This window comes from Luteimonas sp. TWI382 (genome assembly GCF_039674545.1).
Lineage (GTDB): Bacteria > Pseudomonadota > Gammaproteobacteria > Xanthomonadales > Xanthomonadaceae > Luteimonas.
The window spans coordinates 124,925-139,529 of the sequence record NZ_JBDJNS010000009.1 but is presented as its reverse complement, the minus strand read 5'-3'; the positions used below and the strand labels follow the sequence as shown (position 1 = coordinate 139,529).

Annotated in this window: 12 protein-coding genes; 8 read left to right on the top strand and 4 right to left on the bottom strand. The window is 70.2% G+C overall.

Going from position 1 to position 14,605, the window contains the following annotated elements; genetic code table 11:
- From ABE505_RS08385 to ABE505_RS08360, 6 genes are all read left to right on the top strand, one after another.
- On the top strand, positions 1 to 1,272 hold a 1,272-nt coding region (locus ABE505_RS08385; RefSeq protein ID WP_346443541.1), incomplete at its 5' end, for a YadA-like family protein.
- A gap of 67 nt (positions 1,273 to 1,339) precedes the next feature.
- Complete coding sequence (locus tag ABE505_RS08380) at positions 1,340 to 3,205, top strand: S8 family peptidase (protein WP_346443543.1); 1,866 nt, start codon at positions 1,340 to 1,342, stop codon at positions 3,203 to 3,205.
- Between the two features lie 59 nt (positions 3,206 to 3,264).
- On the top strand, positions 3,265 to 3,525 hold the full coding sequence (locus ABE505_RS08375) for a hypothetical protein (protein WP_346443544.1): 261 nt from the start codon (positions 3,265 to 3,267) through the stop codon (positions 3,523 to 3,525).
- 47 nt (positions 3,526 to 3,572) lie between these two features.
- Positions 3,573 to 3,830, top strand: coding sequence for a hypothetical protein (locus ABE505_RS08370; protein WP_346443545.1), 258 nt, complete (start codon positions 3,573 to 3,575; stop codon positions 3,828 to 3,830).
- 58 nt (positions 3,831 to 3,888) lie between these two features.
- Positions 3,889 to 4,653, top strand: a complete 765-nt coding sequence (locus ABE505_RS08365; protein WP_346443547.1) for an N-acetylmuramoyl-L-alanine amidase — start codon at positions 3,889 to 3,891, stop codon at positions 4,651 to 4,653.
- A gap of 33 nt (positions 4,654 to 4,686) precedes the next feature.
- Complete coding sequence (locus ABE505_RS08360) at positions 4,687 to 5,082, top strand: DUF6165 family protein (protein ID WP_346443549.1); 396 nt, start codon at positions 4,687 to 4,689, stop codon at positions 5,080 to 5,082.
- Between the two features lie 69 nt (positions 5,083 to 5,151).
- Here ABE505_RS08360 and ABE505_RS08355 read toward each other — a convergent pair whose 3' ends face one another.
- From ABE505_RS08355 to ABE505_RS08345, 3 genes are all read right to left on the bottom strand, one after another.
- Positions 5,152 to 7,329: a glycoside hydrolase family 3 N-terminal domain-containing protein gene (locus ABE505_RS08355; protein WP_346443551.1), complete on the bottom strand. Its 2,178-nt coding sequence runs from the start codon at positions 7,327 to 7,329 to the stop codon at positions 5,152 to 5,154.
- A gap of 145 nt (positions 7,330 to 7,474) precedes the next feature.
- Entirely contained in the window at positions 7,475 to 7,672 is a 198-nt protein-coding gene (locus ABE505_RS08350) for a hypothetical protein (protein ID WP_346443685.1), read from the bottom strand.
- A gap of 152 nt (positions 7,673 to 7,824) precedes the next feature.
- Positions 7,825 to 8,541: an SDR family NAD(P)-dependent oxidoreductase gene (locus tag ABE505_RS08345; RefSeq protein ID WP_346443553.1), complete on the bottom strand. Its 717-nt coding sequence runs from the start codon at positions 8,539 to 8,541 to the stop codon at positions 7,825 to 7,827.
- Positions 8,542 to 8,768: 227 nt separating this feature from the next.
- On the opposite strand from ABE505_RS08345, the gene ABE505_RS08340 reads away from it, so the two are divergent.
- Both ABE505_RS08340 and ligD read left to right on the top strand, forming a co-directional pair.
- A complete protein-coding gene (locus tag ABE505_RS08340) occupies positions 8,769 to 9,674 on the top strand; it encodes a Ku protein (RefSeq protein WP_346443554.1) in 906 nt (301 codons plus the stop codon).
- 4 nt (positions 9,675 to 9,678) lie between these two features.
- Complete coding sequence (gene ligD / locus ABE505_RS08335; RefSeq protein ID WP_346443556.1) at positions 9,679 to 12,279, top strand: DNA ligase D; 2,601 nt, start codon at positions 9,679 to 9,681, stop codon at positions 12,277 to 12,279.
- A 118-nt stretch (positions 12,280 to 12,397) separates the two neighbouring features.
- Here the strand turns inward: ligD and ABE505_RS08330 are convergent, their stop codons facing one another.
- On the bottom strand, positions 12,398 to 14,494 hold the full coding sequence (locus ABE505_RS08330; protein WP_346443683.1) for a S9 family peptidase: 2,097 nt from the start codon (positions 14,492 to 14,494) through the stop codon (positions 12,398 to 12,400).
- Between the last annotated feature and the right edge of the window lie 111 nt (positions 14,495 to 14,605).

The following is a 14,605-nucleotide window of genomic DNA, read 5'->3' as shown; positions in this document are numbered from 1 at the left end:
CTGTTCGAGACCAATACGCGGGTGACGGCGGTCGAAGGCCGCGTGGACGACCTGGACACGCGCATCGGCGATGTGGCCGGCGTCGCGCAGAACGCGGTGGCCTACGACGACGCCGACAAGGCGCGCATCTCGTTGGCTGGCGCCGAGGGCACGGTGCTGTCGAACCTGGCCGCGGGCGCCGTGTCGGCCGACAGCACCCAGGCCATCAATGGCGCCCAGCTGCACAGCGGTCTGCAGAGCATGGCCGACGTCCTGGGCGGCGGCGCCGCGGTCACTGCGTTTGGCACCCTGGCCGCCCCGAGCTATGCCGTGCAGGGCACGCAGTACGCCTCGATCGGTGCGACGTTCGCCGCGCTCGACGTGCAGATCAGCCAGCTCAAGACCCGCATCGGGTCGGTCGAGACCGTGATCGACAGCAACCAAGGCACCAACGACCGGGTCGCGGTCGGGGGCGGCGCCCCGGCCACGGTGGGCGCGGACACCAATGCGGTGGCGGTCGGCGCAGGCGCCGCGGCCAATGGCGCCAACGGGGTCGCGCTTGGCGGTGATGCCTATGCGCACGGGTCCAACGACACGGCCGTCGGCGGCAACGCGCAGGTCCATGCCGATGGCAGCACTGCGATCGGCGCCAACAGCCGCATCTCCGCCGAGGCGACCAATGCCGTGGCGGTGGGCGAAAGCGCTTCGGTCAGCGCGGCTTCCGGCACCGCGCTCGGCCAGGGGGCCAGCGTCACCGCGCAGGGCGCGGTCGCCCTCGGCCAGGGCTCGGTGGCCGACCGTGCCCAGACCGTCTCGGTCGGCAGCGCGGGCGCCGAGCGGCAGATCGCCAACGTTGCCGCCGGCACCCAGGCGACCGATGCGGCCAACGTCGCCCAGGTCCGCGCCGGCGTCACCGAGGCCAAGGCCTATGCCGACACCACCGCGACCCAGGCGGTGGCTTCGTCCAAGGCCTACACCGACCAGCGCCTGGCCGCGTGGGGCGACCAGTTCGAAGCCTATCGCGGCGATGTCGAGCGTCGTTTCAGCGATGTCGACCGGCGCATGGACCGCCAGGGCGCGATGAGCGCGGCGATGCTCAACATGGCCACCAATGCCGCCGGCACGCAGAGCCCGCGCGGGCGCGTGGCGGTGGGCGCCGGTTTCCAGAGCGGCGAGCAGGCGTTGTCGATCGGCTATGCCAAGCGGGTCGGCGAGCGCGCGTCCTTCAGTCTCGGCGGCGCGTTCAGCGGCGACGAGAAGTCGGCCGGCTTCGGTTTCGGCATCGACCTGTGACACCCCGGCGCCGTCCTGCGACGGCGCCGCTTTCGCGGTATCCCCTTCTTCGACGGAGACACGTTCCATGCGTATCCAGACCACCCTCGGCGCGGCGATCGCCGCCATCCTGCTGACCGGCGGCGCGCAGGCCGCAGGCCCTCGCCTCGACCGCAGCGTGACCCGTGACCTCGCCGGTGAGACGCAAGCCGCTGCGATCGCGGGCCAGCGGTTCGTCGTCAAGACCGGGCAGCCGGCGGCGCAGGGTCGCGCAGCCCTGAGCAGCGCACTGACGAGCAGCGTGCGTCGCGCCGGCTTGTCGAGCGCAGTCGCCGCGACGGCGACCGCGGCCGCCCGCCCGGCCGCCACCGCACGCGTACTGCGCAGCATGGCCGCGCCAGGCTGGCACGTGGTGCAGGCCTCGCGCCCGATGACCGAGTCCGAGCGCGCGAGTTTCATCCGCGAGCTGTCGGCCGAGCCCGGCGTGCTCCGGGTCGAGGTCGACCGGCTCTATCAGCGCGCCGACGTGGCGCGGTCGCCGACGGCGATGCCGGCCGCGGTGCCCAACGATCCGGAATACGCGCGCTTCCAGTGGAACTTCAAGGACCCGACCGGCGGTGTGCGTGCCGAGCAGGCCTGGGACATCTCCACCGGCGAAGGCGTCGTGGTCGCGGTGGTCGACACCGGCATCGTCGAAAACCATCCCGATCTCGCGGCCAACGTTCTGCCCGGCTACGACATGATCAGCGACCGGCGCATCTCCCGCCGCGACACCGATGCCCGCGTGGCCGGCGGCTGGGACGTGGGCGACTGGGTCGAGGCCAACTACTGCACGGCGCTGGGCGCGCAGGGCAATGCGCCGCGCGACAGCTCCTGGCACGGCAGCCACGTTGCCGGCACGATCGCCCAGCAGACCAACAATGGCGCCGGCTTGGCCGGTCTCGCCCACAACGCCAAGGTCGTGCCGGTGCGTGTGCTCGGCTCGTGCGGCGGCTACGGCAGCGACATCGCCGACGGCATGATGTGGGCCGCCGGCCTGCCGGTCGAGGGCGTGCCCGCCAACCCCAATCCGGCCGAGATCATCAACATGAGCCTGGGCAGCACCGGCCCGCAGGCCTGTCCGGCGCTGTATCAGGACGCCATCGACAAGATCAACGCGCAGGGCGCGATCATCGTCGTGGCCGCCGGCAATTCAAACGCCAATGCCGGCACCTACACCATGAGTTCGTGCACGGGCGTCATCTCGGTCGGTGCGACGCGCGTGACCGGCGGCAAGGCCAGCTATTCCAGCTGGGGGTCCCGCGTCGACCTGTCGGCGCCGGGCGGTGGCGGCGACGTCGACGGCGATCCCAACGGCTACATCTTCCAGGTCCTCAATGCCGGTGCCACGCGGCCGACCACTGACTGGATCCTGGGCGGCTACACCGGCACCTCGATGGCCTCGCCGCACGTGGCCGCGGCCGCGGCGATGGTGCAAAGCGTCGTCGACACGCCGCTGACCTGGAGCGAGATGCGCGACCTGTTGCGCCGCACCGCGCGGCCGTTCCCGGTGGCCATTCCCACCAACACGCCGATGGGCGCAGGCATCCTCGATGCAGCCCAGCTGCTGCATCGCGCGACGCAACCGCCGTGCACCAGCGACTGCGCGCCGCTGGAAGTGCCGCTGACCAACAAGGTCGAACTGCGCGGGCTCAGCAACGGCGTCGAGGATGGCCTCTACACGTTCGAGGCGAAGGCCGGCGCGGTCCTGACCTTCATGACCTTCGGCGGCACTGGCGACGTGTCGATGTATGTCGCCATGGGGCGCGTGCCGACTGCGACCGATCGGGATGCATTCTCCGCTCGTGCCAAGAGCAACACCGAGACCGTGCGCTTCACCGCCCCGCAGGCGGGCAAGTACTACATCCGCCTCACCGGCACGTACGCCGGTCTGACCCTCGTGGCGCGCCAGTAGGTCCGGAGGCGCTTGCCCGCATCGCGAAGGCGATGCGGGCGGGCGCCCCGCGTCTTGTCATGCTGGCCCGCACCGCGTTCGACTGGATTGCCGCACTGTCCGATTGGCAGGCCTGCCCGCAAGGCGAGCAGCTGGACCTGCCGCTCGAGGCGTTCGTGCATCGGAGCCATGTGGCGGGCCAGGACTGGGCGTTCGCGTTCGTGTCCTGGGCCAGCGACCGGCTGATCCGTACCGGCGAGTGGTACGAGATCCAAACGTGCACGTCGCCAGACGGCCTCCAACAGGTGCGCATCGTCCGCGAACGCCCGCCCCATGCCTGATGGCGCAGCCGTCCAGGTGACACCCGATCGACTTCGATAGGCCCCCGATGCAACCCGATGTTCCCCAGGCCGACTACGACTGGCTGCTGCACTGGACAGCGTGGTCGCTGCGCGAGGATCGGCGCCTGGAGGCGGTGTTCCCGCTCGATGAGTTTCTGCAGCGCAGCGGCGCGGCGCCGCTGACCTGGTCGCTCGACTTCCTGTCGTGGAAGTGCGAACGACTCGCCCGCGACCGATGCTGGTACGAGTTGCGCGTCGAGCGTCTGCCCCAAGGCACCCGGGTGCGCGTGCTCCTGGATCGCTGAGCAGGCGGTGGATCGGGCGTGGGTTGCGTCCGCGGCGGCGAACGGGTGCAATGCGGCGATGCGCCTCCTTTCTCTCCTCGTCGCCGCGCTGCTGCTGGCGGCCTGCGCCCACCAGGCCCCGCGCAATCCGCTCGCCACCTGGGTGCCGTCGGCCAACGCTGATGCGCGCCGGCCGGTGCTGGTGGTGCTGCACTACACCGAGCAGGACTCGGTCGCGCGCAGTCTCGACACGCTGCGCACCGCCAACAGCGGCGGCCGGGTCAGTGCGCACTATCTGATCGGCAAACACGGCGAGCGCTACCAGTTGGTGTCCGACCTCGACCGCGCCTGGCACGCCGGCGCCGGCCGCTGGGGCGCGATCACCGACGTCAATTCGGCCTCGATCGGCATCGAACTCGACAACAACGGCCGCGAGCCGTTCGCCGAGCCCTTGATCGAGAGCCTGCTGGTGTTGCTCGAGGACCTGCGCACGCGCTGGCGGATCGCGCCGGAGAACGTCATCGGCCATTCCGACCTCGCGCCCACGCGCAAGATCGACCCGGGCGTGCATTTCCCCTGGCGCCGCCTCGCCGAGCACGGCTATGGTCTCTGGCCGCAGGACGGCACGCCGCCGGCGCCGGCAGGCTTCGATGCGTTGCAGGCGCTGCGTACGCTGGGCTATTCGATCGACGATCCGGACGCGACTGCGCGCGCGTTTCGACTGCGCTATCGCGCCCAGGCGAGCGGCGGGCTCGACGAGGAAGACCGCCGCATCCTGTACGCGCTGGTCCAGGGCTGGACGATCCCGGCGATCCACCAGCCCGCGGCGGCGGCACGCGACTAGAATGAGCGGCTTGCCAGCGACGAGGAGACAGACATGGGCGCAGTGATGACCCCGGTATCGGTCGGCGAACTCGCCGACAAGATCACCATCCTCGAAATCAAGGCCGAGCGGCTCGACGATGCCGACAAGCTCGCGCACGTGCGCACCGAACTCGACGCGCTGCTGACGCCCTGGCGCGGCGTCGAAGCGGGCGATCCCGGTTTCGCGCCACTGAAGGCCGAGCTCAAGGCGGTCAACGCGACGATGTGGGACATCCAGGACGGCCTGCGCGACCGCGAGCGCAGCCAGACCTTCGACGACGAATTCATCCGCCTCGCGCGCGCGGTCGCCACGACCAACCACGCCCGCGTCGAGCTCAAGAACGCAATCAACCGCCTGGCCGGCGCCGGCTTCATCGAAGAGAAGCAGTACGCGGCCGACGCGGACTGAGAGTCGACCGCCGTCGCCTTACGCGGCGACGGATGGTCATGCTCCGGGCGCGGGCGCCCGCTGCGCGCGTTACGCCCCGCGCAGCGAGAACTGCACTGCCTCGCCCGCCTCGCAATGCGGGGCGATCCACACGTCGAACAGGCCCGGCTCGGCGGCGAAGGCGCCGCTGCGGGTGGTGAAGGCGAGCTGGTCGCGCTGCAGTTCGAACGTGACCGTGGTCTCCTCGCCCGGGGCGAGTGCGACCTTGCGGAAGGCCTTGAGCTCGCGGATCGGACGCACGCGACTGGCGACGCGATCGTGGATGTACAGCTGCACGACTTCCTCGCCGGCGCGGTCGCCGGTGTTGCGTAGCGTCGCCGAGACGGTCAGCGTGCCGTCCCAGTCGAGCGTGTCGGCCGACAGCTGCACGGGGCCGTACTCGAAGCGCGTAAACGACAGCCCATGGCCGAACGGGTACAGCGGGCTGTGCGGCATCTCGCGCCAACGGCTCTTGAACTCGCTCATCTCCGGCAGCTCGGGCCGGCCGGTGCGCTGGCGGTTGTAGTACAGCGGCTGCTGGCCCGAGTCGCGCGGGAAGCTCACCGGCAGGCGCGCGGACGGGTTGTAGTCGCCGAACAGCACGTCGGCGATCGCCGGTCCCGTCGCGGTGCCGAGGAACCACGTCGCCAGGATCGCCTGCGCATCGCGGACCGCACCGTGCAATGCGAGCGCGCGACCGTGGCGCAACAGCACCACGACCGGCGTGCCGGTTGCAGCGACGGCCTCGGCCAGCGCCTGCTGCGCGGGCGGGATCACGATCTGCGTGCGCGACTGCGCTTCGCCGCTGTAGTTCTGCGGCTCGCCGATCGCCAGCAGCACGACATCGGCGTCGCGTGCGGCGGCCACCGCAGCGTCGAGGCCGCCGTCGAGCGCGTCTTCCATGCCGCTGCCGTCGACCACCGTCAGCGCGTCGCCGTCATCGAGCGCGGCGCGCAGGCCGTCCTCGAGGTTCACGTGCAGGCGCTTGTCGCCGAACAGGGTCCAGCAGCCTTCGATATTGTCGCGGTCGCGCGCGTAGGGCCCGATCAGCGCGATCTTCTGCCCGGCCTTCTTCAGCGGCAGCAGGTCGCCGTCGTTCTTGAGCAGCACGATCGAACGCTGCGCGGCCTCGCGTGCCAGTGCGCCATGCAGCGCCTGGGGATCGAGCGCGGCTTCGGCCTCGGGGTCGAGCGAGCGGTAGGGATTGTCGAACAGGCCGATCGCCTGCTTGACCGCGAACACCCGGCGCACGCCTTCGTCGAGCGTCGCCATCGATACCTCGCCGCTGGCGACGAGATCGGGCAGGTGCGCGGCGTAGAGCCCGCTCTGCATGCTCATGTCGACCCCGGCGGTGAACGCCAGCTTCGTCGCCTCGCGGTCGTCGGCGGCGAAGCCGTGCGCGACCAGTTCGAAATCGGCGGTGTAGTCGGAGACCACGAAGCCGCCGAACGTCCATTCGCCGCGCAGCAGGTCGGTCAGCAGGCCGTCGTGGGCCGAGGCCGGCACGCCGTTGATGTCGTTGAACGCACTCATGACCGTCAGCGCGCCGGCATCGATCGCGGCCTTGAACGGCGGCAGATGGACGTCGCGCAGCGTGCCCTCGGAGATCTCGACGCTGTTGTAGTCCAGCCCGCCCATCACCGCGCCGTAGCCGACGAAGTGCTTGGGGCTGGCCAGCAGCGCGTCGTCGGCGGTCAGGTCGTCGCCCTGGAAGCCGCGCACGCGCGCGGCCGCGAAGGCGTTGGCCAGCACCACGTCTTCGCCCGCCGCCTCGGCCACGCGGCCCCAGCGCTGGTCGCGGGCGATGTCGAGCGTGGGCGCGAAGGTCCAGTGCAGGCCGCAGGCGGTGGCTTCGATCGCGGCCGCGCGTGCGGTGCGCCGGGCCAGTTCAGGCTCGAAGCTCGCCGCTTCGCCCAACGGAATCGGGAACACCGTGCGCATACCGTGGATCACGTCCGCGCCCATCAGCAGCGGAATGCCGAGCCGGCTTTCCTCGACCGCGATGCGCTGCGCCTCGCGACCCTGGGCGGCGCCCACGCCATTGAAGACCGCGCCGACATGCCCGGCCCGGATACGCTCGCGCAACTCGCCGGCGTTGAGCTCGTTCATCTCCGGATTCACGTCGGCGGCGAACGGACGCAGCATGTCGGCGAAGATGCCGAGCTGGCCCACCTTTTCCTCCACGGTCATACGGGCGAGCAGCGCTTCCAGCCGGTCGTCAAGACGCATCGTCGATCCTGTGTAAACGATTACAACCGGCGATTATAGGGGGCCGGCCCTGTCGTGCGGCTAGGGTCGGCCCCAATGGCCGGCACGCAAACGACGTGTTGGCCGCCGGGCGGGCGCGCGGCGGTCCCCGGGCGGCGGTGCGCCCTCACTCGGGATCGCGCGCCGGCACGAACGGCGAGACAGGATCGCTGGCCGGGAACGTCTCCTCCAGCGCCTCGTCGTGGGTGTTCTCTTCGTGCCGTTCACGGTGCCCACGATGCTCGCGCGCTTCCTGCGGCGAGGCCGGGGCCGGGGCACGGTCGCGCTCGTCGGGCGTCTTGTCGATGTCGTGGTCTGGGTGCATGCGCATCACTGTGCGCCGGCGCGCGCAACCGTGCGTGAAAGCGTCCCGGCCTGGCGCGGCCGTGCCTGCAGCCCTCGCATGCTGGTCTGCCACTGTGCCGCCAGCGTGGCGCGATCGCAGCCGCGCCGAACCGTGCATCCAGGCTGGGCGTGTCAGAAGCGGGGATCGGCGATCGCGGGCATCACCAGCTCTCGGACGAAACTGGCGTCCGACAGCTCGAGCAGTGTCCGCACGACATGCACCACATCGTGGACCGGAACCGTGCGTCCGTCGTCGCGAGCGGCCGCGGTGTCACGCGGTGCGTCCAGCCCGTCGTCGGTGTTGAGATCGCCCAGCTGCAGGCAGGTGACGCCGAGTCGGCGGTCGCGAAAGCCCTCGCGCAGCGCATCGGCGATGCCGTTGAGGGCGGCTTTGCTGGCGCCGAAGGCCACTTCCGGCCGGCCGCTGCGGGCCAGGCCCGAGGTCGAGCCGGTGAGGATGACCCGGGGTCGCGCGCTGGCGGCCAGTTGCGGCATGAGCCGGCGCAGCAGCAACAGCGGGGCTGCAACGTTGATGTTCACCAGATCGAGCGTGGCGTCGTCGTCCTGGTGCTCGAAATCGTAGTCGGCCGTGAAGGCCTGCGCCTCCCAGATGCCGACGTTGTAGATCAGCACGTCGAGCACCGGCGGACAGGCTGCGGCGATCGCCCGTGCCGCTGCGCGCGGGTCGGCCAGGTCGGCCTCGATCCAGGTCAGCTCAGGGCCGTCGACACGTGCGTTCAGCGCGGGGCGCTGGCGTGAGACCCCCACCACGATATCGCCCGGACCGCCGAGCCCCTGGACGAAGGCCCGGCCCAACCCACGGCTGGCGCCGACGATCATCAGGTGCATGGCAGTCTCCGGCGGAAAGGCGCACAGGATGCCCGATCTGGTCACTGACCGCGCCTGGGGTCGCAGTGCGGCGCCCGGCCGGGCGCCCTCGCGTTGCCGGGCGCATGCGATCGCGGGCAGCGAGGTTGACGCGGGGTCCACGAGGCGTTTGCCAGCCTGCGAGAACCGCGTCCCGCCATGCTGTGCAGGGCGCGCACATTCGCGCCGCGTTGCGCATCGGAGATCCCATGGCACGTCCCATCTGGTCCGGCTCGCTGTCGTTCGGCCTGCTCAACATCCCGGTGTCGCTGATGTCGGGCGAGCGCCGTACCGACCTGAGCTTCCGCATGCTCGACTCGCGCGACAAGAAGCCGATCCGCTTCGAGCGGGTCAACGCCGACACCGGCGAAGAGGTGCCGTGGAAGGAGATCGTCAAGGCCTTCGAGTACGACAAGGGCAGCTATGTCGTCATCGAGAAGGAGGACATCGCCTCGGCCGCGCCCGAATCGCACGAGTCGGTGGATGTCGAGGCCTTCGTCGATGCCGGCAGCATCGGCACGCGCTTCTTTGAAAAACCCTACGTGCTGGTGCCGGGCAAGAAAGCCGAAAAGGGCTACGTGCTGCTGCGCGAGACGTTGAAGAAGACCGGCAAGATCGGTATCGCGCGGGTCGTGATCCGCACGCGCGAGTATCTGTGCGCGGTGCTGCCCGAGGACGATGCGCTGGTGCTGATGCTGCTGCGCTATCCGCAGGAGCTGGTCGATCCCAACGACTACAAGCTGCCCACCGGCGATGCGTCCAAGTACCGCATCGCCGACAAGGAAGTGCAGATGGCCACGCAGCTGATCGAATCGATGTCGGCCGACTGGGACCCCGAGGGTTACCACGACGAGTTCCGCGAGCGGTTGGCGGCGATCATCCAAAAGCGCATCAAGGCCAAGGGCGCAACCACACGCGTGACCGAGGAGCCCGCACCGCGCGAGGATGCGGCGACCAACGTGGTCGACTTCGTCTCGCTGCTCGAGCAGAGCCTCAAGAGCAACAAGCGCACGCCGGCCAAGGCCGTGGCCAAGAAGGTTCCCGTGAAGAAGACGGCCGCGGCCAAGAAGGCCGCCAAGAAGACCGCGAAGAAGGCCGTGCGCAAGGCGTCGTGACGCCATGACCCTCGCCGACTACCGCCGCAAGCGCAGGTTCGACACGACCCGCGAGCCGGAACCGGGCAAGGCGGCGCCGCGCGGCAAGCGGGCGATCTTCGTCGTGCAGCTGCACCATGCCAGCCGGCGCCACTACGACTTCCGCCTGCAGGTGGGCGATGCGCTGCGCAGTTGGGCGGTGCCCAAGGGGCCGAGCTACGACCCCGACGTCAAGCGCATGGCGGTGCAGGTCGAAGACCATCCGCTGGCCTACGCCGGTTTCGAAGGCGACATCCCCAAGGGCCAGTACGGCGGCGGCCACGTGGCCAGGTTCGATACCGGCGCCTGGGTCGCGGACGGCGACCCGGAGCAGGCGCTGGCCAAGGGCCATCTGCGCTTCGAACTCTTCGGCCGCAAGCTCAAGGGCCGCTGGCACCTGGTGCGCACGGCCCGGCCGGGCCGGCAACCCCAGTGGCTGCTGTTCAAGGACCGCGACGCGTACGCCGGCAAGCTGGACGCCGACGACCTGCTCGGCGACGTCGCGCCGCCACCGCCAGAAGACGCCAAGCGTGCCGGCACCGGCAAGGCGCGCAAGCGCGGCGAGCGCGAGGTCGCCGTCGCCACGCGCCGCAAACACGACTGGGCCGCAGCCGCACGCAAGCTCGACGGCGCCCGCCGCGCCGCCGCGCCCGACGGCCCGTTTGCGCCCCAGCTTGCGAAGCTCGGCGAGAGCGCCCCCACCGGCGAGGCCTGGCTGCACGAGCTCAAGTGGGATGGCTACCGTCTGCTGGTGACGATCGCGCGCGGCAAGGTGCGGCTGTGGTCGCGCAACGCGCTCGAATGGACTGCCAAGGTGCCCGAGATCACCGAGGCGCTGACCCGCCTGGGGCTGCGTTCGGCCGCGTTCGACGGCGAGCTGATCGCCGGGCGCGGCGCGCGCGCCGATTTCAATCTGCTGCAGCAGACCTTGTCGGGGACGCGCCAGGGTGCGCTGGCGCTGGTGCTGTTCGACCTGCTGCATGTCGATGGGGTCGACATCAGCGAGGCGCTGTTGTTCGCACGCAAGGCGCTGCTGCAGCGCATTCTCGGTGATCCGCCGCCTGCGCACCTGGCCTGGAGCTCGCACATCGAGGGCGAGGCGGCGACTGCGATCGAGCTGGCCTCGCAGGCCGGTTTCGAGGGGATCATTTCCAAGCGTGGTGACCGCGGCTATCGCCCCGGGCGTGGTGACGACTGGCGCAAGACCAAGGAATTGGCCAGCGACGAGTACGCGGTGGTCGGCTACACCCCGCCCAAGGGCAGCCGCAGCGGCTTCGGTTCGCTGTTGCTCGCCCGGCCCGATCCCGAGCATGGCTGGCGCTATGCCGGGCGCGTGGGCTCGGGCTTCAGCGACGCACTGCTCGAACAGATCGCCCAGCGCATCGGCAAGGCCGGGCGCGATGCCCCCACGGTCCACGTGCCGCCCAACGACACCGACCTGCGCGCCGCGCGCTGGTTCGCGCCACGTTTCGTGGTCGAAGTGTTCTCGCGCGGCACCGGTGGTCATGGCCTGCTGCGCCAGCCCTCGCTCAAGGCGGTCCGGCCCGACAAGTCGATCGAGGACCTGTACGACAGCGACCGCGGTGGCCCCGAAGGAGACGACGAGATGGCGACGCAGACCCGCAGCAAGACGCCCGTCCGCAAGCGTGCGGCCACGGGCGCGGCCGCACCCGCGAAGCAGACGACGACCCGCAAGGCACCCGCTGGCGCGCGCACGCCGCCGACGCTGTCGAGCCCGGACAAGGTGCTGTTTCCGGGCGACACCCTGACCAAGGGCGATGTCGCCGCCTACTACGAAAACGTCATGGACTGGTTGCTGCCCGAGATCGCCGGCCGGCCGCTGTCGGTGATCCGCTGCCCGGGCGGGATCGACAGTGCCTGCTTCTTCCAGAAGCACCACACCGCGGGCATGCAACTGGTGGAGACGGTGCGGCTGAAGGAGGAATCGGGCACCGGCGACTACCTCGTCGTCAACGACGCGGCGGCCGCACTGGAGCTGGTGCAGTTCAACGCGCTCGAGTTCCATCCCTGGGGCGCGCAGGCCAAGACGCCCGACATCGCCGACCGGATCGTTTTCGACCTCGACCCCGGCGAGGGCATCGCCTGGCGCGATATCGTGGCCGCCGCGCGCCAGATTCGCGGTTTGCTGCAGCAGGTGGGCCTCGAATCGTTCGTGCGCACCTCCGGCGGCAAGGGCCTGCACGTGGTGGTGCCGCTCGATCCAGGCTGCGCCTGGTCGCTCGTCAAGCCATTCGCGCAGGCCTTCGCGCAGAGCCTGGCGCAGCTCGAGCCCTTGACCTACGTCGCCACGGCGACCAAGAAGTTCCGCAAGGAGCGAATCTTCGTCGACTACCTGCGCAACGGCCGCGGCGCGACCGCGGTGGCCTCGTTCTCGTTGCGCGCGCGGGCCGGTGCCCCGGTCGCGATGCCGCTGCGCTGGGAAGAGCTGGGCCGGGTCAAGGCCGGCAACCAGTGGACGTTGCGCAATACACCGGCCCGCCTCAAGCGGCTCGGCACGCATCCGTGGGCGGGATTCGACACCTTGCGCCAGACCTTGCCGGGCGCGGCGCGCGGCAAGCGACGCTGATCGGGCAGGCGGTCGGCACGTTGCCAGCGTTTGCGCGGCGCATCGGATCGCGATGCTCTGGCGCGCGTTCGGCAATCCGGCCCGCCGCCGCGCGCGGCGACGGGCCGTCAAACCGGCGTTACTTGCGCACGTCCTGGGTATGCGTCTTCAGCGCCTCGGCCAGCCCCGGCACGCGGTCGGCGCCGGTGGGCACGGTGATGCTCGAGCCTGCGAAGTCGTCGCCGATCGGCTGTGCCCGGCCCCCCAGACACGTCTGCAGGAAGCCCTCGGTGACCGCATTGAACGCGGTGCTGTTCTCCGGCCGCGCGAAGCCGTGGCCTTCGTCGGGGAACAGCACGTAGGTGACCGGGATCGACTTGGCGGTCATTGCCTCGACGATCTGGTCGCTCTCGGCCTGCTTGACCCGCGGATCGTTGGCACCCTGACCGATCAGCAGCGGCTTGGTGATCGCATCGGCGCGGCTCAGCGGCGAGCGCTCGGTCAGCCAGGCCTTGCCCGCTTCGGTGCGCGGGTCGCCCATGCGCCGGGTGAGCTGTTCGAAGAAGCTCGCCCAGTACGGCGGCACCGTCGACAGCAAGGTATTGAGATTGGACGGGCCCACGATGTCGACGCCGCAGGCGAAGGTGTCGGGCGTGAACGTCAGCCCGACCAGCGTCGCGTAGCCGCCATAGCTGCCGCCCATGATCGCGACCTTGTCGGCGGTGGTCACGCCGCTGTCGACCGCCCACTGCACGGCATCGATCAGGTCGTCGTGCATCTTGGCCGCCCACTCGCCGTTGCCGGCATTGGTGAACTGTTTGCCGAAGCCGGTCGAACCGCGGAAGTTGACGCTCAACACCGCGTAGCCGCGATTGGCCAGCCACTGGTCCGTCGGCTTGAAGCCGTAGCCATCGCGCGACCAGGGCCCGCCGTGCACGCGCAGCACCAGCGGCACCGGCGCGTCGGCCTTGCCGTCGTTGTTGGCGTCGGCGTGCTTGGGCAGTGTGAGGTAACTGACCAGCGTCAGTCCGTCACGCGACTTGAGTTCCAGCGGCCACATCGGCACCAGCGGCTTGCCCTCGAGCGCCGGACGTCCCGAGAACAGCTGGGTCAGCGTGCCTGCGCCGCCTTCGGCCGGACGGTCGTAACGGTAGTAGACGACCGGCGACTCGGCCGCCGAATAGGCAACCAGCCAGTGGCGATCGTCGAGCGTGCGGCTGTTGATCGAGACCTCGCCCGGACCGATCGCCTCGAGCGTCTCGAGATCGGCGCGGATACGGTCGTCGACTGCCGTCCAGGCCTCGCGCAGGTAGTTCGCCGAGACCGCCTGCACGACGCCGGTACGCGGGTCGGACAAGGCGCCGCCGACATCCGCGCGCGCATCCTCGTGCACCAGCCGCTTCTCGCCGCTGGCGGTGTCGATCGCAAACAGCGCGGCGGTGTCGCGCGCGCGCGAATCGCGCATGTACAAGGTCGCGCCGTCGTCGGTCAGCCCGGCGGGCCCGGTGCTGAGCACATCCTCGAAGGGCACGTCCTCGATCGTCGCCCAGCCGTCGCCATCGCGGCGCAGCAGGTCCAGCCCGCCGTCCGGACGCGAGCGCGAGGCATAACGCAGCGCATAGTCGGCGTCGGCCAGATAGCCGCCGATGCGATCGTCGTTGCGCGCCACCAGCGTGCGCGCGCCGCTGCCCAGGTCGACGCGATAGAGATCGTGCCACTGTGGATCGCGATCGTTCATGCCCACCAGCAGTGCATCGGGATGCCGATGGCTGATGCCCACCACCTGTGCAGTGGTCTTGGGAAACGGCGTCAGGTCGCGGCTGCGTCCGCTGTCGATGTCGACGGCGAACAGGTGGAAGTCCTCGTCGCCGCCGGTGTCGCGCAGGTACAGCAGCGTGCCGGGCTGGTAGGACCAGAAATAGTCGCGGATGCCGCGCGCCGCATCCTGGGTGACCGCCTTCGCCGCGCCCGGGTCATCGGCTGGCGCCACCCAGACGTTCATCGTGCCCTCTACCGGCGCCAGCCAACTCAGGTAGCGGCCGTCGGGGCTGAGCTGCACACCGGCGCGTTCGGGATTGCCGAACAGCGCAGCGCGCGGAATCAGCGCCACATCGTCCAGCGATACCGGCTTGGCGGTAGCGGCCGCCGCCGTACTGGCAGCGGCATCGGCGGGCGGACGGTCGCCGCAGGCGGCAAGGCCCATCGCGACCGCGGTCGCGAGCAACAGGTGGCGCATCAGAGATCCCCAGGTGACGGATGTGTCGCGCATGACGCTAGCGGGGCGGCGAGCGCGAAATGTTGGCTTCGCGTTAAAGCACAGGGGTGACCGATGGCAGGGGGCGAGGCC